Source organism: Streptomyces sp. NBC_01255 (assembly GCF_036226445.1).
Lineage (GTDB): Bacteria > Actinomycetota > Actinomycetes > Streptomycetales > Streptomycetaceae > Streptomyces.
Window position 1 is genome coordinate 2,572,775 of the sequence record NZ_CP108474.1, and the last position, 20,042, is coordinate 2,592,816.

General features: G+C 72.2%; 17 protein-coding genes. 6 read left to right on the forward strand and 11 right to left on the reverse strand.

What is annotated here, in order from left to right:
• Positions 1–7: 7 nt before the first annotated feature.
• The 3 genes from OG357_RS11160 (at position 8) to OG357_RS11170 (ending at position 1,625) form a co-directional block, all read left to right on the forward strand.
• On the forward strand, positions 8–421 hold the full coding sequence (locus tag OG357_RS11160; RefSeq protein ID WP_053725133.1) for a roadblock/LC7 domain-containing protein: 414 nt from the start codon (positions 8–10) through the stop codon (positions 419–421).
• Positions 422–514: 93 nt separating this feature from the next.
• Positions 515–1,063: a DUF742 domain-containing protein gene (locus OG357_RS11165; protein WP_329620996.1), complete on the forward strand. Its 549-nt coding sequence runs from the start codon at positions 515–517 to the stop codon at positions 1,061–1,063.
• On the forward strand, positions 1,044–1,625 hold the full coding sequence (locus OG357_RS11170; RefSeq protein WP_024756258.1) for a GTP-binding protein: 582 nt from the start codon (positions 1,044–1,046) through the stop codon (positions 1,623–1,625). The genes OG357_RS11165 and OG357_RS11170 overlap by 20 nt, the downstream gene beginning before the upstream one ends.
• A 199-nt stretch (positions 1,626–1,824) precedes the next feature.
• Here OG357_RS11170 and OG357_RS11175 read toward each other — a convergent pair whose 3' ends face one another.
• From OG357_RS11175 to OG357_RS11195, 5 genes are all read right to left on the reverse strand, one after another.
• Positions 1,825–2,028, reverse strand: a complete 204-nt coding sequence (locus OG357_RS11175) for an acyl-CoA carboxylase subunit epsilon (protein WP_329620997.1) — start codon at positions 2,026–2,028, stop codon at positions 1,825–1,827.
• A gap of 15 nt (positions 2,029–2,043) precedes the next feature.
• Positions 2,044–3,627: an acyl-CoA carboxylase subunit beta gene (locus OG357_RS11180; RefSeq protein ID WP_317599469.1), complete on the reverse strand. Its 1,584-nt coding sequence runs from the start codon at positions 3,625–3,627 to the stop codon at positions 2,044–2,046.
• 163 nt (positions 3,628–3,790) lie between these two features.
• Entirely contained in the window at positions 3,791–6,112 is a 2,322-nt protein-coding gene (locus OG357_RS11185; RefSeq protein ID WP_329620998.1) for a polysaccharide lyase 8 family protein, read from the reverse strand.
• Positions 6,113–6,263: 151 nt separating this feature from the next.
• On the reverse strand, positions 6,264–10,124 hold the full coding sequence (locus OG357_RS11190) for an endo-alpha-N-acetylgalactosaminidase family protein (protein ID WP_329620999.1): 3,861 nt from the start codon (positions 10,122–10,124) through the stop codon (positions 6,264–6,266).
• 131 nt (positions 10,125–10,255) lie between these two features.
• On the reverse strand, positions 10,256–10,765 hold the full coding sequence (locus OG357_RS11195) for a hypothetical protein (protein ID WP_329621000.1): 510 nt from the start codon (positions 10,763–10,765) through the stop codon (positions 10,256–10,258).
• 293 nt (positions 10,766–11,058) lie between these two features.
• On the opposite strand from OG357_RS11195, the gene OG357_RS11200 reads away from it, so the two are divergent.
• Positions 11,059–11,670 (forward strand): YceI family protein, encoded by a 612-nt coding sequence (locus tag OG357_RS11200; RefSeq protein WP_329625562.1) that lies wholly within the window; start codon positions 11,059–11,061, stop codon positions 11,668–11,670.
• An 86-nt stretch (positions 11,671–11,756) separates the two neighbouring features.
• On the opposite strand, the gene OG357_RS11205 is transcribed toward OG357_RS11200, so the two are convergent.
• On the reverse strand, positions 11,757–12,914 hold the full coding sequence (locus OG357_RS11205; protein ID WP_329621001.1) for a serine hydrolase domain-containing protein: 1,158 nt from the start codon (positions 12,912–12,914) through the stop codon (positions 11,757–11,759).
• Between the two features lie 43 nt (positions 12,915–12,957).
• Positions 12,958–13,404: a DUF4267 domain-containing protein gene (locus tag OG357_RS11210; protein WP_329621002.1), complete on the reverse strand. Its 447-nt coding sequence runs from the start codon at positions 13,402–13,404 to the stop codon at positions 12,958–12,960.
• A gap of 209 nt (positions 13,405–13,613) precedes the next feature.
• Here OG357_RS11210 and OG357_RS11215 point away from each other — a divergent pair, with 209 nt between their 5' ends.
• Positions 13,614–13,865 (forward strand): DUF7660 family protein, encoded by a 252-nt coding sequence (locus OG357_RS11215; protein WP_329619722.1) that lies wholly within the window; start codon positions 13,614–13,616, stop codon positions 13,863–13,865.
• Positions 13,866–13,882: 17 nt separating this feature from the next.
• On the opposite strand, the gene OG357_RS11220 is transcribed toward OG357_RS11215, so the two are convergent.
• On the reverse strand, positions 13,883–15,097 hold the full coding sequence (locus tag OG357_RS11220; RefSeq protein ID WP_329619721.1) for an IS110 family transposase: 1,215 nt from the start codon (positions 15,095–15,097) through the stop codon (positions 13,883–13,885).
• Positions 15,098–15,342: 245 nt separating this feature from the next.
• Here OG357_RS11220 and dnaN point away from each other — a divergent pair, with 245 nt between their 5' ends.
• On the forward strand, positions 15,343–16,482 hold the full coding sequence (gene dnaN / locus OG357_RS11225; RefSeq protein ID WP_329621003.1) for a DNA polymerase III subunit beta: 1,140 nt from the start codon (positions 15,343–15,345) through the stop codon (positions 16,480–16,482).
• Positions 16,483–16,616: 134 nt separating this feature from the next.
• Here the strand turns inward: dnaN and OG357_RS11230 are convergent, their stop codons facing one another.
• From OG357_RS11230 to OG357_RS11240, 3 genes are read right to left on the reverse strand one after another with little or no spacing between them, the layout of a single operon-like run.
• A complete protein-coding gene (locus OG357_RS11230) occupies positions 16,617–17,981 on the reverse strand; it encodes a hypothetical protein (protein ID WP_329621004.1) in 1,365 nt (454 codons plus the stop codon).
• Positions 17,982–18,030: 49 nt separating this feature from the next.
• Positions 18,031–19,035: a beta-ketoacyl-ACP synthase 3 gene (locus OG357_RS11235; protein WP_329621005.1), complete on the reverse strand. Its 1,005-nt coding sequence runs from the start codon at positions 19,033–19,035 to the stop codon at positions 18,031–18,033.
• 2 nt (positions 19,036–19,037) lie between these two features.
• Positions 19,038–19,991 carry a hypothetical protein gene (locus OG357_RS11240; RefSeq protein WP_329621006.1) on the reverse strand — a complete coding sequence of 318 codons (954 nt, stop codon included), beginning with the start codon at positions 19,989–19,991 and terminating at the stop codon, positions 19,038–19,040.
• Between the last annotated feature and the right edge of the window lie 51 nt (positions 19,992–20,042).

The window sequence follows — 20,042 nt, forward strand, 5'->3', positions numbered from 1 at the left end:
TGTGAGCATGAGCCAGGCGGCGCAGAATCTGAACTGGTTGATCACCAACTTCGTGGACAACACCCCTGGGGTGTCCCACACCGTGGTGGTCTCCGCCGACGGACTCCTGCTGGCGATGTCCGAGGGTTTCCCTCGTGACCGAGCCGACCAGCTGGCGGCCGTCGCCTCCGGACTGACCTCGCTGACCGCGGGCGCGTCCCGGATCTTCGAGGGTGGTGCGGTCAACCAGACCGTGGTGGAGATGGAGCGCGGCTTCCTCTTCATCATGTCGGTCTCGGACGGCTCCTCGCTGGCCGTGCTGGCGCACCCGGAGGCCGACATCGGCCTCGTGGGCTACGAGATGGCACTGCTCGTGGACCGCGCGGGATCCGTCCTGACTCCTGACCTCCGGGCGGAGCTTCAGGGAAGTCTTCTCAACTAACAGACAGACAGTGCGTTTCACGTCACCGCACCGTAAGGTGCGGTGGCGCGGCTCCAAGGGACATGGAACCGCGAGGCAGTCGGAGGAGGAGACGTGGGAACACCCCCGGGCGCAAGCCACTACAACGGATACGACGCGTACCAGACGCCGCAGGGCGACACCGCGCAGAACCGGTTCAACTTTCCCTCCGCCCCGAGCAGACAGGGCGTTTCGCAGCCCTATCGGCAGCCTCAGGCCCAGCACACGCCCGCGGGTTCGCCGAGCGCCCCGCGCGCTTCGTCCTCGGGCGGTTCGGGCGGGCACAACCCGCTCGTGCGTCCTTACGCGATGACCGGCGGCCGGACCCGGCCGCGCTACCAGCTCGCCATCGAGGCGCTGGTCAGCACCACGGCCGATCTGTCCAGGCTGCAGGGGCAGTTGCCCGAGCACCAGCGGATCTGCCAGCTGTGCATCGAGATCAAGTCGGTCGCCGAGATCTCGGCCCTGCTCTCCATTCCTCTCGGCGTCGCCCGGATCCTTGTCGCCGACCTGGCGGAGGCCGGACTTGTCGCCATCCACCAGCCAGGCGGCGACGAGGCCGCCGGCGGCCAGCCAGCCGTGACACTGCTCGAAAGGGTGCTCAGTGGACTTCGCAAGCTCTAGCGGCGGTGCAGCCCGCTCAACCACCAGCGCGAAGATCGTGGTGGCGGGCGGCTTCGGCGTGGGCAAGACCACGTTCGTCGGCGCCGTCTCGGAGATCAACCCGCTGCGTACCGAGGCCGTCATGACGTCTGCGTCCGCGGGCATCGACGACCTCACGCACACCGGCGACAAGACGACGACGACTGTCGCCATGGACTTCGGCCGTATCACCCTGGACCAGGACCTGATCCTGTACCTCTTCGGTACGCCCGGTCAGGACCGCTTCTGGTTCATGTGGGACGACCTGGTCCGCGGCGCCATCGGCGCCGTCGTCCTCGTCGACACCCGCCGTCTCGCCGACTGCTTCCCCGCCGTCGACTACTTCGAGAACAGCGGCCTGCCGTTCGTCATCGCCCTCAACGGCTTCGACGGGCACCAGCCGTACCAGCCCGAGGAAGTCCGCGAGGCCCTGCAGATCGGCCCGGACACCCCGATCATCATCACCGACGCCCGCCACCGCGCGGACGCCAAGAGCGCGCTCATCACCCTCGTCGAGCACGCCCTCATGGCCCGCCTGCGGTAGTCCCGACGGACGTCCCTACGGATCTACGAAGGAGGCCCCGCGCACCGGTCGGTGCGCGGGGCCTCCTTCGTGCGTCCGGGGGGCGTCCGGGGGGGGGGCGTCCGGCGGGCCTCCGACGGGCCTCCGACGGGCGTACCGCCGGCGGTACGCCGAAGGCCCCCGCTCCGGGTGGGAGCGGGGGCCTTCGGTGCGGCGGGGGTCAGCCCTGCCAGGAGTGGGAGGGGCGGAAGCCCGACTGGCGCTCCAGGCGGCGCCAGCCGGCCGTGGAGCGGCCGTCGTGCGCCGCCGCGAGCTCATCGGGGCGGGCGGACGCGCGGGCGAGCAGGACCGCCGTGATGGCGGCGAGCTCCTCGGGGTCGGCGTGGCCCTTCTCTACACGGAGAAGATTGGCAGGGGTGGTCACGTTGGGTGGCTCCTCTTACTGAGGCGGGTTGCCGTGCTTGCGGGACGGCAGGTCGGCGTGCTTGGTGCGGAGCATCGCGAGGGACCGGGCGAGCACCTGGCGGGTCTCGGCGGGGTCGATGACGTCGTCGACCAGGCCGCGCTCCGCCGCGTAGTACGGGTGCATCAGCTCGGCCTTGTACTCCTTGACCATGCGGGCACGCATGGCCTCGGAGTCCTCGGCCTCGGCGATCTGCTTGCGGAAGATCACGTTGGCGGCGCCCTCGGCGCCCATGACCGCGATTTCGTTGGTGGGCCAGGCGTACGTCAGGTCGGCGCCGATGGACTGGGAGTCCATGACGATGTAGGCGCCGCCGTAGGCCTTGCGCAGGATCAGGCTGATCCGGGGCACGGTCGCGTTGCAGTACGCGTAGAGCAGCTTCGCGCCGTGGCGGATGATTCCACCATGCTCCTGGTCGACGCCCGGCAGGAAGCCGGGTACGTCCAGAAGGGTGATGATCGGGATGTTGAAGGCGTCGCACATCTGTACGAAGCGGGCGGCCTTCTCGGAGGCCTCGATGTCCAGGACACCGGCCAGCGACTGGGGCTGGTTGGCGACGATGCCCACGACCTGGCCGTCGATCCGGGCCAGGGCGCAGATGATGTTGCGCGCCCAGCGCTCGTGGATCTCCAGGTAGTCGCCCTCGTCGACGAGCTCCTCGATGACCTTGTGCATGTCGTACGGGCGGTTGCCGTCGGCGGGCACCAGGTCGAGCAGGACGTCGGAGCGGCGGTCCGCCGGGTCCTCGGAGGCGACGGTCGGCGGGTTCTCGCGGTTGTTCTGCGGAAGCATCGACAGGAGGTAGCGGACCTCCGCGATGCAGGTCTCCTCGTCGTCGTACGCGAAGTGCGCGACGCCCGAGGTCTCGGCGTGCACGTCGGCGCCGCCGAGGCCGTTCTGGGTGATCTCCTCGCCGGTGACCGCCTTGACGACGTCCGGGCCCGTGATGAACATCTGCGAGGTCTCGCGGACCATGAACACGAAGTCGGTCAGGGCGGGGCTGTAGGCCGCGCCGCCGGCGCACGGGCCGAGCATCACGGAGATCTGCGGGATGACTCCCGAGGCCTTGGTGTTGCGCTGGAAGATGCCGCCGTAGCCGGCGAGCGCCGAGACGCCCTCCTGGATACGGGCGCCGGCGCCGTCGTTCAGGGAGACCAGCGGGGCACCGGCCGCGATGGCCATGTCCATGATCTTGTGGATCTTCGTCGCGTGGGCCTCGCCCAGCGCGCCGCCGAAGATCCGGAAGTCGTGCGCGTAGACGAAGACCGTGCGGCCCTCGACCGTGCCCCAGCCGGTGATGACACCGTCGGTGTACGGCTTCTTCGCCTCCAGGCCGAAGCCCGTCGCCCGGTGGCGGCGCAGCTGCTCGACCTCGCTGAAGGAACCCGCGTCGAGCAGCAGCTCGATGCGCTCGCGAGCGGTCAGCTTGCCCTTCGCGTGCTGGGCCTCGGTGGCGCGGTCACTCGGGCCGCGGAGCGCCTGCTCGCGCAGGACGTGCAGCTCGGCCACTCGGCCACGGGCGTCAGCGGGCTCGCTCGGGATCTGGTCCACAACGGTCATGTACCGACCCTACGAAGTCGGACAAGAAAACCCCGCCGTCGACTCCGTACAGTCTCCCGTGTCGATTCCTGGTGGGGCTGGACAGAACCGTGGCCCGTCCAGCCCGAGTCAACAGCCAGGCACCCCCCGTGTTTGTGGGGTTCTCACATAGACGAGCGAGGCTCTAGACGAGGACCTCGCAACGGTGCGTGGCTCCCGCCGTACCGGGGGTGATCCGCAGACGGAGCGAACCGCCGGTGCCGAGCACCTCCACCGAGGGGTCGTTCGCCAGTACCCGGCGGACCGGGCGGTCCCAGACCAGCTCCAGCGGCTGTCCCGTGCGGGGCGGTTCGGCGACCCTCAGGTCGAGCACCGAGCGCCGCCGGCGGACGAGGACGCTCGCCGGGGCGGTGACCGTGAGCGGCCCCACCGTACCGGCCTGCCAGAAGTTCGCCGCGGTCAGTCCGAGGGACGGGACGGCGACCGCCTGCCGCTCGGCGGTGTTGTCGAGAACGTGCAGCCAGCCGGGGTCGGCGGCGCGGGCGGCGATCCGGCGCCGGGAGGCACCGGGCATCAGGAGATACGCGTACGAGGCGGCGACCGGGTCCGTGCCGTGGTCGAGCCAGAGCGTCCGGTACCGGCGGGTGCGGCGCTCGGTCGAGCTGGTGGTGTTGATGTCGCTCCAGGCGCCCGTGCGGTCGTCGAGGAGCGTGTGGAGGTTCCCCGTGCCCGCGGGGAACACCCAGCCGCCGTGGCCGTCCAGGTGCGCCCAGCGCTCGCCGGTGGTGAAGGCCTGGGTGCCGGCCTCGCCGAGCAGGCGGTTGTCGACGATCGTCTCGACGGGCACGCCGTCGGTCGCGGCGATCCCCGCGCCGAGGCAGATGACGGCGTCCGCCGCGCAGAACCAGGACTTCCGGGCCTCCAGGGTGGAGCCGAGGCCCTTGAGGTGCTGGCCGACGGCCGCGTACTCGCCGTCGGTGGCGCCGCCGACCCACCGTACGGCCGGCTTGGGCGCGCCCCACTCGCCGCCGGCCCGGTCGGCGAGGCGCCGGGTGGAGACGGTGGCGCCGGGGAGGCGGTACGGGTCGACGGTGGGCCAGAACCAGTCGGTGTACTGGTCGCCGAGGTCCGGGGTCCACCAGGAGAGCATCCCGGCGCCGGTGTGCCAGCCGCGCGGGTTCTCGCCGTTGCCGCACTCGTAGTACGAGATCCGCTGCGAGGCCATGGCGATGTTGGCGGCCCAGCCGGGGCGGCGGTGCACGGCCCGGTCCATGGCGGTGAAGAGCCGGTGTCCGGTGGGCTCGGGCGCGGCGGGGACGGGGGCGGCGGCCACGGCGTGCAGCCGGGCGAGGTCGGCGACGCCGAACTGGCGGGCGGCGAGGATCGGGGAGACGGTGTCGCGGCGGATCCACCCCTTCACGCGCGCGTGCCAGCGGTCGCGCTCGGCGGGAGAGGCCCCGCCGGCGAGGAGGGCCATCGCGGCGATCACGCCCTGACCGTGGAAGTGGTCGGAGCGCATGATCTGCCGGTCGTCGTTCTTGAGGTACCCGCGGCTGATGGCACGGCCGTTGACGCTGTCCATCATCAGGCCGTCGTAGATGAGGGGCGCGTAGGCCTTCTCGACGCTGTCGAGGACGATCTGCCGGTTCGGGTCGGTGACGGCCCAGGTGGAGCCGGCGAGGAGCGAGAAGAGCCGGCCGAGGCCGTCGAGCATGACCTGCCCGTACGTGCCCGAGTAGGCGACCCAGGTGTGCTGGACGAAGGAGCCGTCGGCGTAGAGGCCGTCGCCCTGGGTCACGTACGGGAAGACGGGCGAGAGGGCGTCGCGGGCGAGGGCGATCTTGGCGGGGTTCGCGCCGAGGACCCCGCGCAGGGCGACCGAGCGGCACAGGTCGACGCGGTTGGCGCCGGTGGAGGTGCCGCTGTAGTTCGCGAGCACCGAGTCCGGGACGAAGTGGTCGACGGCGGCGCAGGCGGCGGCGATCCGTTCGGCGCCGAGGTGGGGGTGGAGCGCGGCGACGATGTCCATGAGGAGGCGGGGGCTGCCGATCTGCCACTCCCACCAGTTGCCGTAACGGGGAGCGCCCGCGCGGTAGACCGTGGCGGAGAGGTGGTCGAGGCCGGTCAGGACGTCGGCGAGCAGGGCCGGGTCGCCGGTGAGGCCGGTGCCGGGCTGCGCGTACGCCTGGGTCATGGTCCACAGGCGGCTGTAGCTCTGGGTGATGCCGGCCGGCGGGTCGAAGGTGACGCCGGGCCAGAGGGACGTGGGCGCGGGGGCCATGGAGGCGCGGAAGGCACGGGCGAGGGTGCCCGTCTCGGCGAGCTTGGAGGCGTAGGGCTCGGCCCCGGCGTCGAAGCCGGAGCCGAGCGCGAGGTCGAGCCAGCGGAGCCGCAGCTCCTCGAACTCGCTCTCCGCCGCGGAGGCGGGGAGCGGGAGTCCGAGGGCCGCGGCCGTGGCGGAGGCGGTGATCAGGAACGTACGGCGGGACCAGGCGGGGACGGGCACGGGAGCCTCCCGGGGGAAGTGGTGGAGACCGTTCGGCGCCTGGTGTAACACCGGTTTTCCGACGCAATCAATGAGCACGGCACGGGCGGGCGCCGGTTCGGCGAAAGCGCTTACCGCCCGGTGCCGGCTGCTCAGGCCCCGTCAGCTCCCGTCAGCTCCCGCAGTGGAAGCGGGCGTTCCCCCAGTCCGCGTGGTCGTTGCCGTTGCTGTCGCCGCCGTCTCCGACCACCAGGTCGACATAGGTGGCGCCGGTGAGGTCGGCGGTCAGCGACCAGGCGGTGTCCGTGGCCTTGAGGACCGGGGACTTCACCTTCTCGGTGCCGTCCGCGAGCACGCTGAACTGGACGGTGCCGCGGCTGGTCTGGACGTCGTCGACGCCGACCTCTGCGGTGAGGGAGGTGCACCGGCCGCCCAGGTAGTAGCGGACCTTGGCGGGGGCGTGGCTGCCGAGTCCCTTGGCGTACGTCACTCCCCCGATCCGCAGCGGGGAGCCGTCCCCGGTGCCGGTCTCGCCGTTGGAGAGGTCGCGCTCGACGGGTCCCCAGCCGTTGGCGGACGAGGTCCAGTCGAGGTCGCTCGCCCAGCTGTCGGCGGTGGGCGGCGGGGGCAGGGTGCGGACGGAGGTGGCGGCGGTGAGCTTCCGCGCGCCGCCCCCGAGGGTGTACGTGACCTCGGCGCCGAGCGTGTACGGCCGGTAGGCGGCGTCCACGGGCGGGGTGATCCGCCAGGCGACGGTGGTGCTGCCGCCCGCCGCGACGGGGTCGAGGGCGACGGGCGCGGCCGGTTCCGCGGTCCAGCCCTCGGGGAGGGTGAGCGCGGCCTTGGCGCCGGTGATCGCGGCGGCCTCGTCGTTGGTGAGGGTCGCCGTGACCTCGTTGGCGCGGCCGGGCTCCAGGGTCTCCGGGGCGGCGACGGCGAGGGTGCCGCAGGCGGCCCGCTCGGCGGCCGGGCCGAGGTCGGTGACGGTGAAGGAGTCGAGGACGAAGTCGGCACCGTCGGGGGCGTCGCCGCGCTTGCGGAGCCCGGTCCAGGTGTCGCCGCAGCCGGCCGTCACGGTCTCGGAGAAGTGCCCGGTCGTGCGCTGCTGCCCGATCGGGGTGCGGCGGGTCTCGACGGCCGGCCCGGTGCCGGTCGTCCGGTCGTAGCCGGTGACCCACTCGTACGCGCCCGCGTGGCTGGACTGGTAGTCGTACGCGACGCGGTAGGTGTGGCCGTCCTTCATCGGGACGGTCCAGGGCGCGGTGCGGTAGACGAGGCCGCTGTTCTCGTCGTGCGACTTGAGGGACTCGGCGCCGCCGATGACGTCGTCGATCAGCTTGCCGTTCCAGCCGGCCTGCGTGTAAGGGGCGTGCAGCTGGGAGATGTGGGTGCGCGGGTCGGTCGTCCCGCCGGAGTCGCCCTTGAGGAAGGGGCCCCAGCCCTGGTCGACGGCCTCGAAGTCCTCGTACGCGGCCGCGCCGGCCTTCGTCGCCGGTGCGTTGGCCACGATCCGGACGTCGTCGATCCGGACGGTCGCCGGGCTGCCGCTCGCGGCCTCGATGCGCAGCGGGGTGGAGCCTTCGGCGGGCGCGGTGAAGGTGACCTTGGCGCGCTGGAAGCGGGTGCCGTTCCAGTCGGAGGCGGCGACCCGGTCGTCGAGGGCGGAGCGCTCGACGGTGACGGAACGCCCGCCGATGGAGAGGGTGGTGGGGCGCGTCGTGCCGGGTTCGACCTCGATGAGGGCGGAGGCGGTGTAGCGCGTGCCGGGGGTGAGGCCGGTGATCTGCTGGCGTACGGACGCCGTGGCCGAGCCGCTGAGCTTCGCGCTGTTGCGGCCCTGCGCGTCGGTGTCACGGGCGACGGCGCCCGCCGTGGCCCAGGAGCCGAGCCTGGCGTCGTTGAAGCCGGGGTCCTTCACCGGGGTGCCCTGGCCCCACTTCGGGGCGGGCTGTGCGGGGGCGCGGTCGGGGTGGAGGACGTAGGGCTGTCCGGCGACGGCGTCGAGGGTGATCTTCCCGTCGACGGGCCGCACGGTCGCGGTCTTCACGCGGCCGTTGTCGGTGAGCTTGTGGACGGAGTACGAGCGGGTCCCGGCGGGGACGGCCCAACTGGTCGTGCCGCCGGTCTTGTTGTAGTGGTAGAGCTTCTTGCCTCCGTCCCACGGCAGCAGGTAGTTCTCGCCGTCGAGGACCTTGCGGCCGTTCTCGTAGAAGGTGCGACGGCCGTCCTCGACGGTGCCGCGGACACCGCCGGTGAAGGTGATGTCGTTGCCGTTCCAGCGGGTGATCCTCTGCTGCTGGAGGTACTTGGCGGGGAGGTTCCGCTGCCAGATGTTGGCGGTGAAGTCGTTCCAGTCGGTCTCGCCTGTCCAGCCCTCGAAGTCGACGAGCGCGGTCTGGCCGAGGACCGGGTGGTTGTTCCAGACGTCCTTCTCGCCGTTGCGGATGAAGCGGACGATCTGGGAGTTGAGGCCCTTGTTGGTGGCGCCGCCGTAGTCGAGGTCGTTGGCCCAGTGGGACCAGAGGGAGGCGCGCTCGAACTTCTCGGACCACTCGGTGGCGACGTTCCAGCCCTGCTTCTGGACGGCCTGGACGGTCTTGTCGGCGATCCAGCCGTGTGTGTAGTAGACGTCGATGTAGAGGGCCGAGAGGTTGGGGTCGGTCTCGTCGCGCAGCTGCTGGAAGCGGCGGGCGAGGTCGCCGCTGTTGATGTCCCGGCGCTGGTCGATGTAGTAGCTCTGGTTGAGCCAGTTCCAGCCGGGCTTGGTCTTGTCGACCAGGGTCTCGCTGAAGTTCTTCGCCTCGGGGTACGACTCGGTGGCGTTGACGTGGACGCCGAAGCCCGCGCCCCACTTCCTGCCCTCCCTGAGGAGGGTGTTGAGGTCGGCGAGGCCGCCGGCGCGCTTGTTGTAGTTGCCGCCGTAGTCGGGGTGGGCGGAGTCGTGGCCCTCGGAGCCGTACCCCTTGAGCAGCGCGAACTGGCCGAGTCCGTCGGTGGCGAGCGAGATCCGCTTGACGTCGTCCAGGGTGCGCAGGAAGGGGTGTGTGGCCTGCGAGGCGAAGTTGAACGGGATGTGGGCGACCACCCGGTCGGGGGTCTGCTCGCTGCCGGGCGCCTTGATCCCGATCGTACGGAAGGCGAGGGCGCCGTCCTGCCAGTCGGTGGCGCCGTCGGCGTTGGCGTCGGGGGTGACGACGACCTTGGCCCAGGGCAGGCCGTCGCCGCTCTCGGGCTGCGGGGCGCCGGCGCCCCGGTAGGTCCACTGGCCGGACCAGACGCCGACGCGGGTCTCGGTCGCGGTCGTCCTGGCCTGGTGCCAGAAGCGGGCGCCGTCGCGGGCCGAGGCGCCGGCGGGCTTGTCGTAGCTGGAGTTGGACTCGACGGCGGCGGCCAGCCGGCCGGTGTTGACGAGCGCGTAGCTCGCGCCGACCGGGTTCGGTTCGGCGGCGGTGGCTGCGGTGACCTGGGCGAAGACGTCGGCGGTGCGGGTGGAGTCCGGGTCGAGGCGGGTGAAGGCGGTGGCGGCGCCGCCGTCCGACGATCCCACGGAGACCAGGTCGTGGCCGGGGATGTCGAGGGTGCCGACGCGGAAGGTGTCGGTGTCGCGGACGGCGGTGACCCGGAAGGTGGTGGTCCGGCCTGCGACGCTCAGGCTCGCGTCGATCTCGACGCCGGGCAGCGCGGGGAAGGCAAGGGTGTACGCGGCGGAGGCGGCGGTCAGGACGGGGGCGCCCTTGGCCTGGACGGCGTAGGGCGTGCCGTTGAGGACGACCTGCGTCACCGGCGCCGTACTGCCGAGGAGGCGGGCGCCGCCGGCCCGGTCGGTGTACGAGAGGACGCGGGGGAAGTCCTCGGCGACGGCGACGGAGAGCCGGTCGGAGGCGATGACGGCCGAGGCGGTGTCCTCGGCCCTGGTGTCCGCGACGGTGGTCCGGCTCTCGGCGAGGGCGGGTCCCGCCAGGGCGAACACGGCCGACGAGGCGGCGGCGAGTGCGCAGGCCGCACGGATTCTTCGCGACTTGGGGAGGGGCATGCGCACTAGTTGGCCCCGCCCCGGCGGCACCGTCAACGAGATCGCGCCGCGCGGGCCCCTCCAGTCCAAGAACCCCCTCCGGTTAGTCCAAGTGGCCACCGGAGGGGGTTCTTTACGGGCGGGGCGTGCGGTCAGCAGCCGCCGCAGTTGTAGAAGGTCACGTCCCAGTGGTTGCCCTCGTCGGCGTAGACGTTGCCCGCGCCGGACTTCCACTGCGGGGCTCCGTCACCGCGTACACCGATGTACGTGAAGGTGTTCTTGATGTAGTTCCCGACGCACGTGTACTTGCTGAAGTCGAGCTTGTAGCCGTTCCAGTGGGAGTACGTGCCGCTCGCGTGGCCGGTCTCAGTGCCGCCGGTGATGTTGAGGGCGCAGCCGCTGGCGCTCTTGAGGGTCTGGGCGCCCTGGGCGGTGGCGAGGTTGAGCTGCTCGAAGGACGTACAGGTCGAGACGTTCCGGTTGGAGCAGTTGCCGGACGACGACCAGGTGATCCCGGAGGACCGGAACATCGAGGTCGCGGTGGCGTGGCTGATCTTGGTGACCGCGTGGGCCTCGCCTGCGGAGGTGAGGACGCCGACGCCGGGGGCGAAGAGTGCCCCGAGGACGAGGGCGAGGGCGGTGAGGACGGAGCGGAGTTTCATCGGGAGTGCCTCCTGCTGGTGACCGTGACGGTTGGGGACGGCGGTGCAGGTGGTGCCGGCAGTACGGGTGGAGCCGGTGGTGCGAGTGGAGCCGGTGGCGCGAGTGGAGCCGGTGAATCCGGTGGCGCATGGGAGATGGTGCCGCAGTTCTACGCGCGTCCGAAAGAGGGCCTCGGGCGTCTTTCGGCGCCGTGCGGGTGAACATCCTCCGGAGATGTTGAAAGTTGAACGGAATGGAGTTACAGTCATTCTCGTTGAAGGTTAAACCAATCCCGATCAAGGAGCTGTCCGCCATGGGTCTCTTCGGCCGCAAGAACACCGAGTCCGCCACTGCCACCGCCACCCTCCCCGTCGACCCGGCGCTCGCCGCCCTGACCGGTGACTACAGCATCGACCCGGCCCACAGCAGCATCGGCTTCACCGTCCGCCACGCCATGGTCACCAACGTCCGCGGCACGTTCGCCGAGCACGAGGGCGCGCTGAAGCTGGACGGCTCGAACCCGGGCGCCTCCTCCGCCTCGATCGACGTCAAGATCGCCTCCATCGACACGGGCATCAACGACCGCGACGGCCACCTGCGCAGCGGCGACTTCTTCGACGCCGAGCAGTTCCCGCTGATGAGCTTCCGCTCCACGCGCGCCGAGCAGCTGGGCGGCGAGAAGTACCGGGTCACCGGCGACCTGACGATCAAGGACGTCACGAAGCCGCTCGCCATCGACCTGGAGTTCAACGGCACGGCCACCGACGTCTACGGCAATGAGCGCGTCGGCTTCGAGGGTTCGGCCGAGATCCTGCGCTCCGAGTGGGGCCTGACCTGGAACGCGGCCCTGGAGACCGGCGGCGTGATGGTCAGCGACAAGGTCAAGCTGAACTTCGACATCTCCGCGATCAAGAACGCCGCCTGACCGGCTGGACGTCCTGCCGGACACACGAGCGCGCCCGTCCTCCGCTGCTGCGGAAGGCGGGCGCTCGGCGTTCGCGGGGGGGGCGGTCAGACCGCCTTCGCCGCCGCCTCGACGACGGCCGGAACCAGCCGGGTGTTCTCGGCCGCGCCCGGGCCTCCGGCGAAGGCGAAGCGGCGGCGCGCGTAGCCGTAGGCCAGGCCGGTCGCCGGGTCGGCGAAGGCCTGGGAGCCGGGGGCCCCGCTGTGGCCGACGGCGGCCGCGCTCAGGGACGGGTAGCGGATGGCGAGCGGGACCAGGCCGAGCGCGAAGGCGTTCTCCATCCCGGTGACGAGGTCGGTGCCCTTCGAGTGGATCCGGGCGAACTCGGCGAGCGTCTCGGGCGCGAGGAGCGGGGGCCGGCCGTCGAGCTCGCCGGCGAACGCCGCGTACATCCGGGAGAGGCCGCGCGCGGAGCCGACACCGCCGCCGGAAAGCGGCGCCCGCTCCCGTACCGCCCGGGAGTTGGCGTAGTCGACCAAGTCGAGGGGTGTGGCGGCGTGGAAGTTGAACGCGATGGCCATGAGGCTGTCCGGCGCGATCGGGTTCTCCGCGAGGAACGCCTGCTCGGCGGGGGTGGGCAGCATCGGCAGAGCCGTACGGAAGCGGGGCTCCAGCTCCTCGGGCAGGCCGAGGTGGTACTCGATGCCGTACGGAGCGCGGACCCGCTCCTCGTACAGATCCTGGACCGTCCGGCCGGTGGCCCGCAGGACCACCTCGCCGACCAGGGCGCCGATGACCACGGCGTGGTAGCCGTGCCCGGCGTCCGGCTCCCAGTAGGGGCGCTGCCCCGCGAGGCGGGCGGCGATCAGCCGGTCGTCGGCGAGCTCCTCGGGCGAGAGGCCGCCGTCGGCGCCGATCACTCCGGAGCGGTGGGCGAGCAGCTGGCGGAGGGTGATCCGCCCCTTGCCCTCGGCCGCGAACTCGGGCCACCAGGAGGAGACTTCCCGGTCCAGGTCGAGGGCCCCCTCCTGGACGAGGAGGGCGGTGACCAGCGCCATGGCGCCCTTGGAGCAGGAGTAGAGCCCGAGCAGGGAGTCCCCGTCGACGCCGTCACCGCCCCACAGGTCGACGACGAGACGGCCGCGGTGGTGGACGGCGAGCTGCGCGCCGCCGTCCCGCGCCTCGTTCGCGGCGACCTCCGCGAACACCTCGCGTACGGACTCGAACCCGGGCTCCACCGTGCCGTGGACGCGGACGTCGCTCATCGCGTGCTCTCCCCCATGCCTGCCGCTGTCGTGAACCACTTAATCAAACACTAGTACGGTCGAGGGTGCGATCGCCTTCCCGCACGCCCGAGTTCACGGCCGCTCCGTCCCGGGAGGTCGCGAAGAGCAGGCCCGCCGCGAGGAGGACCACGGCGCCGGTCGCCGCGTGGATGCCGAGCGCGGCGGCGTATCCGCCTCCGTGGGTGAGGACGGCGAGGCAGTCCCCGAAGGGGACGATCGCGAGGAGCAGCATCACCCAGGCCAGCGGGCGGCGCTTGCCGAGGGCGAGCAGGGTGAGCACGATCGCGCCGTTGGCGAGGTCGCGGCCCGCCTTGACCGTGAAGTATCCGGCGGCGTCGCCCTGGGGCCAGGCGGGGATGCCGAAGCCGGTGGCCGCCCACTCCGGGGCGAACAGGAAGTTGATCCCGAACCAGAGGCAGGCGAGGCCGAGCAGGACGGACAGGACGGTGGCGAGGCGGTGCGCCTTCATGATTCCCCCAGAGGTTCGATCTAGCGTTGCTAGGACTGACGGCAACGCTAGACCTATCAATGCCCTCATGTCTAGCGGCGCTAGCACTCGGCTAGGGCCGTGCACCGGCACCGAGAGCCGAGGGGCGCCTGAATCTGCTGGTCAACGGCATTGATGCTCCTATTGATCGTCAAGCGCTCTGCGGACGAGGTGGAGGGTAGGTTCGCTCTATGTCACTGATTCCCGACGATGAAGTCCGCAGCCGCGACGAACTGGTCTCCTTTGTTCGAGGACTGCATGAGGACTATCTCCGAAGGGGAGACGAGTGGGAGAACCAGACCCTCGATCGATTCCTTGAGGCCCTTGCGGCATGGATGCATGACTCGCCGGGCTGGTATCAGAACGTGGGTCAAGAGCTCCCCGAAGGCGGGAACTGGGCTTTCCTGGCGAAAGCGCTTCAGGCCGCCACTGGCTATGAGTGAACCTCCGCGTCAGAGGGTCAAGCTGCGATGAGCCAGTCGCGGTAGGCGCCTGCGAGGTAGTCGTCGCGGCGGGTGCCGCGTTCGACGCAGGAGATGACGGCGGGCCAGACGCCGAAGTGCTCGGCCACGGTGGTGAGGGTGATGTTCTTGGACCGCCGCAGAGGTCGTAGGTCGGCGATGTCGGGGACGGTGACCGTGGTGGTGAGGTAGCGGAACACCTCGCGGGCGATGGCCCGCTTGAGGAGACGGATGATCTCCTTCTTCGTCCGGCCGGCCGCGGTCTGCCGTGCCACGTATTCGCGTGTGCGCCGGTCGCTGGCCATGCGGACGAGGGATATGCGGTAGAGGGCCGCGTTGGCGGCCCGGTCACCGCCTCGGGAGAGGCGGTGACGGCTGGTCTTGCCACTGGAGGCCGGCACGGGTGCGACGCCGCATAGAGCGGCGAAGGACGCCTCGGTGCGGAGGCGGTCGGGGTTGCCGCCGGCGGTGATCAGGAGCTGGGCCGCGGTGTCGGGACCGACGCCGTAGGCAGCTCGCAGGCCCGGATTGTGGGTGCTGACCACGCCGTCGAGTGCGGCTGTGAGCTCGTCGTGCTCGCCGGTGAGGGCCTGGACCCGCCTGGCCAGGCTCTTCAGGGCGGTCAGGACGGCAGTATGGACCGCGTCCCCGTGGGGTCGCTGGCGGGCGAGGGTGTCGATCAGCACCTTGCCGCGTAGGGCCCGGTAGCGGTCGCGGATAGCGTCGGGGGCACTGACCAGGATGTGACCGATCTGGTTGATGGCGGCGGTGCGGGCTTTGACCGTGGACCGGGCGGCGTTGTGGAGGGCACGTATGCCGGTGACGGCGTCGTCCTTGGGCGCGCTGGACGCGCGTCCGGACAGTGCGGCGCGGGCGGCGGCGTAGGCGTCGATGGGGTCGGACTTGCCGTTGCGGCGGCGTTCGGCGCGGTCGGGGCGGTTGACCTCGACCACGGTCAAACCGGTGGCCCGGGCCGCGCGGGTGAAGCCGGTTCCGTAGGACGCGGTGCCTTCCACGCCGATCGCGATCACGTCCCCATGGGCGCCCAGGAACGCGAGGGCCGCGGTGTATCCGGCCGTGGTGGTGGGGAACTCGGCGTCGGCAACGTGACCGCCGTTGTCGGTGACGACCGCGACGTGGATGGTGTCGGCATGAGAATCCACGCCGCCGAACACCCACTGCTGATCCATGTCCACCGTGCCCGCTGACGTCATGCTGGGGGTGCCTTCCTAGCCGGAGGTGACACCGGCCAGGTGGCGCAGACAGGACATTGATGGGGCTTCTGACCAAGCTCCTATCAGGTCATGTTCCACCTGGCCGGAGCCATGAAGAACGGGTCCCGGCGGCCGGACGGTACAACGCGAAGACAGCCCAGCAGGGCGTCAGTCAGTGGGAGAGCCACGGCCCCCGGAACCCGCTACGAGTATCAATGTCAGTGGGGGTCGCTAGCGTCGGCGGCATGGAATTCCGTATCGACAGCAGCGTGTTGACCGACGCCGTGGCCTGGGCGGCGCGCGTCCTGCCGGCCCGCTCCCCGATGCCCGTCCTCGGCGGTCTGCTTCTGGAGACGGCCGAGGGCCGGCTACGGGTCTCCGGCCTCGACCACGAGGCCTCCGCCCGCGTCGAGGTCGAGGCCGACACGGTCGCCGAGGGCAGGGCCCTGGTGCTCGGCCGCCGACTCCTCGACATCTGCAAGGTGCTGCCGCACGGTCCCGCGGAGCTCGCGGTGGAGGGCGCCCGCCTCACGGTGACCTCGGGCGGCGCCCGCTTCGGCCTCTCCCTGCTGCCGCTCGACGACTACCCGGCCCCACCCGTGCTGCCCGAGGTCCGGGGCCTGGTGGACGGGGACGCCTTCGCCGCGGCGGTCGGCCAGGTGGCCGTGGCGGCCGGCCGGGACGACTCCCTGCCTGTCCTCACCGGGATACGGCTCGCGCTGGACGGTTCGACGATGACGGTGGCGGCGACCGACCGCTACCGGTACGCGGTCCGCACCCTGGAGTGGCACCCGGACGCCGGGACTCCCGCCGGGGTGTCCGGAGCGTTCGAGGCGTCCACGGCGCCCGAGCCCGCCGACGTGGTCGTCCCGGCCCGCCGGCTGACCGAGATCGCCCGCTCCCTCGCGGGCGGCGGCCCGGCCCGCCTCGCGCTCGACGCCGGCTCGATCGGCTTCGAGAGCGCGGGCATGCGCACCACCACCCGACTGCTCGACGGCCGGCTCCCCCGCCACGACAAGCTCTTCGCCCTCGGCGACCACGCCCTGGCGGTCACGGAGCGGGCCACACTGACCGCGGCCGTCAAGCGGGTGGCGGTGGTCGCCGAGGGCGACAGTCCGGTCCAACTGACCTTCACCGCCTCGGGAGTCCACCTCCAGGCGGGGTACGAGGACGACGTGGCCTCCCAGCACCTCCCGGGCACCCTCACCGGGACGGACTCCATGACGGTCGCCTTCAACCCCGGTTACCTCCTGGACGCGCTGACCTCCCTGGACGCCCCGGCGGTCCGCTTCCATCTCGTCGGCCCCGGCCAGCGGGCCCTGCTCACCGACGCCGAGGAGCCGGCCCACCGACACCTGCTGATGTCGGTGAAGCCACTGGTCTGACCTGAATTCCGGCCGTTCTCCGACCATTTCAGATGCTCATAAAATCGCACGACTCCCCCCAGCGCCCGCCTGCCGCGCCCCCGCCGCGCCACGTGATACCCCTGCCTCATGGACGATCCCTTTTACCCCATTTGTCACTCCTCTGACGTGCGCCGGGTCCGCGCCATCGCGCTGGCCCGCGCCCTGAGCGCCGCCCCGTCGGCCTGGTGGGGCACGGTGCTCAGGCCATAGCTCAGGCGGGCGAGGGCCTGTTCGGCGCGGGCCGACCGGATGTGCGGGTAGTGGTCGAGGAAGAGACTCCAGTGGCCGAAGGCCTCCTCCGTCTCCCCGTCGCCGAACAGGACCTCGGCGAGCCGCGCCTGGGTGAGCGCGTGCGCGCGGTGCTGCCCCGGCGGACGCAGGGCGACGGCCTGACGCAGCGCCCCCACCGCCTCCTTCCGCTGCCCCAGGGCGTGGAAGACCTCCGCCCGCTGGTAGTCGAGGCCCGACCGCGGATAGGCGGTGAAGGGGCCGGGCCGGCCGGTGGCCCGGTCGTGCAGCCGCTCCGCGGCGGCCATGTCGGCCCGCGCCGCCCGCTCCTCCCGCTTGAGGGCGTACGTGAGCGAGCGCTGGACCAGCGCGAAGGAGACGGTGACGTCGTCCCCGGTGGCCCGCGCCGCGCGCACGGCCTCGTCCGCGTAGGCCGCCGCGCTCCCCCGGTGCCCGAGCCGGGCGGCCTGGGCGCTCAGCGAGCGCAGCACGATCGCGCGCATCCGCAGGTCCTCCGCCTCGGCGGCGAGCCCCAGCGCCAGCCGGTAGTAGCGCTGGGCGAGCCCCGACCGCCCCGCGTCGTCCGTCGACGCGGCCAGGACATGGGTCAACTGCGCCGCGCTGGTGAACAGTTCGGCGCGCAGCCCGGGCGGGGCGGTGGACCGGAGCGCCCTGGCCACGTCGTCGCCGAGGTAGGCGGCGAGAGCGGTCCGAGCGTGCCCGCCGCCGTGCGACGCGGCGAGATCGCTGAAGACCTGGGTCAGCCGCCGCATCAGCTCGACGTCTCCGGCGCCCGCCCGGTGGGTCATGCGGGGCGCCGGCCGGCCCGTACCGCCGCGGCGTCCGGGCGGGGGGACGTAGGCCGCGTCGTACACGATCTCGGCGAGCAGGCCGCGGCGGGTGGGGCTCGCGTCGCTCCGGCAGAGCGCCATCAGCTCCCGCACGGGGTCGGCCCGGGCCGGCGGCGCGGCCACATCGGACCCGGCGCCGCCTCCGGCCCTGACGAGCCCGGTCTCCTCGGGCGTCACCACCCGGTCGAGGCGCTGGCTCAGCGCCTGCGCCGCCAGTTCGCCCGCCGGCGGGCGGGGGAAGGAGCCCGCCATCCAGTGCGCCACCGCCGAGCGGTCGTACCGCAGGGGGATGCCCTGCCGGGTGCCGAGGGCGTTCACGGCCCGGGCCAGGTCGCCGGCGCTCCACCGCGCCTCGGCGAGCAGCCCGTTCAGCAGATGACCGGTACGTCGAGTGGTCACGGCACTGTCCTCCTTCTCATGCGCGTCCGTCCTCCTGTCCATGGTCCCCTCACGGCAGCCTCACCACTTGGGCGGCGTAGGCGACGCCGGCCCCGAACCCCGACAGGAGGGCGAGCCCGCCGGAGAGTTCGGGCCGTTCGCCCAGCAGGGACTCCATGGCCAGCGGGATGGAGGCCGCGGAGGTGTTGCCGCGCCGGACCACGTCCCTGGCCACGGCCACGGTCGGGGGCAGCCCGAGCGCCTTGGCCAGACCGGTGATCATGCGGTCGTTGGCCTGGTGCGGGATGAAGGCGTCGAGCTCCCCGGCCGCGATCCCGGCGCGCTTCAGGGCCTGGCGCGCGTTCTCCGGCACGTGGGCCATGACCCAGCGGTACAGCTCGGGACCCCGCATCCGCAGGTACGGAGGCCGGGTCTCGCCCTCCGGTGGGTGCCGCGGGTCGCCGGGCGCCCGGCTGAGGAGGTCGCCCTGAGTGCCGTCGCTGCCCCACGCGGCGGCGGAGATCCCGGGCTCGCCGGAGCCCTCGACGACGACCGCGCCCGCGCCGTCGCCGAAGATGACGCTGGTGGTCCGGTCGGCGGCCTCGACGATGTCGGACATCCGCTCGGCCCCGACGAGCAGGACGCGGCGGAACACGCCTCCGGAGACGAGGCAGCGGGCCAGTTCGAGACCGGTGGCGAAGCCGGCGCAGGCGGCGGAGACGTCCAGGGCCGCGCGTGGCGCCGGGTCCAGCCGGTCGGCGATCTCCCGGGCGAGCGAGGTGCCGCCCGCGAGGTGGCTCATCGTGGCGGCGAGGACGCAGTCGATGTCGCCCGCCCCCAGGCCCGCCCGCCGCACGGCCCGTTCGGCCGCGTGCGCCCCCATGAGGGCGAGGGTCTCGTGCGGGGCCGCGAGGCCGCGCGCGCCGATGCCGGTGCGGGCGCGGATCCACGCGTCGGTGGAGTCGAGACGGTAGGTGTCGATGAGTTCGGCGTTGCCGACGGAGCGGACCGGGTGGTACGCCGCGACCGAAACGATCCGCGCGTGGCGGCGCGTCGTGCTGCTCGCCGGGCGCACGGTCAGGAGTGCGGAGCCGGTCGGGAGGCGGGCAGCGGTGCGGGGCGCGCCGGCCCGTGGGCGCCGTCGTCGACGAGGACGAGCTCGACACCGGCATCCGCGACGGTCTCGGAGCCGACCCGCGCGGTGCCGCGGAACGAGACGGCGGCGCCGGCAGCCCCCAGGGCTCCCTTCGGATCCTCGGCGGCACTGGTGACCTCGCCCTCGAAGACGACGGTCTCCCCCGCGTGCACGAGCTTGTCGGCGCTGAGGAACCAGCTGACCGGCAGCCACCGCAGGTGCCCGCCGCGCGCGGCGACGGCGTGGTCGATGAGCGAGGTCATGCCGACGGAGAGGGTGGCGACTGGGAGCACCGGGTGGCCGGCGAAGTGGCCGGGGCACATCTCGGGGGTGACGGTCAGTGTGGCGGTGCCGTGCCCGCCCCGGATCTCCACCCCCTCCAGGGGCATGGGCAGGGAGTACGGGTTGACCGTGACCGGGGCGTCGGGGACCCGGTCGCCGAGGACCCGTTCGAAGACGGGCTGCGCCAGCACGTCGTACTCGACGTCGAGGGTGGCGAGCAGGCTGCCGTCCCGGTCGGTGAGACGAGTGGCCGCCGCCGCGCGCCGCGGGGAGGCGAAGAAGGCGCTGGCGCTGCCGGTCAGCCCGTCGGCGACGGGTGCGCCCTGCGGCGTGGCGGGGGCGTGCCAGCTGCCCCGGGCGGCGCGGGCCAGGTAGAAGTGGCGGCCCTCGCGGGGGTTGACGGTGGCGGCGGCGCAGAGTCCGGCGATCGCGAGGTGGCGGCCGATCTCGGAGATGCCGAGGGGGGTGGCCTGGCGGCCGCCGTCGGCCTCGGCGGCTATCTCGGCGGTGACCTCGCCGGGTGCCTCCCTGCGCAGGTCGCGGAGGGCGAAGTAGGGGGGTTCGACGCAGATCAGACCGTCGACGTCCAGCGGTGCGGTGGTGCTGTTCGGCACGGTGGTGCGACCTTTCGGTGTGTTCGCGGCGGCGCGGGCCGCGCCGCCGCG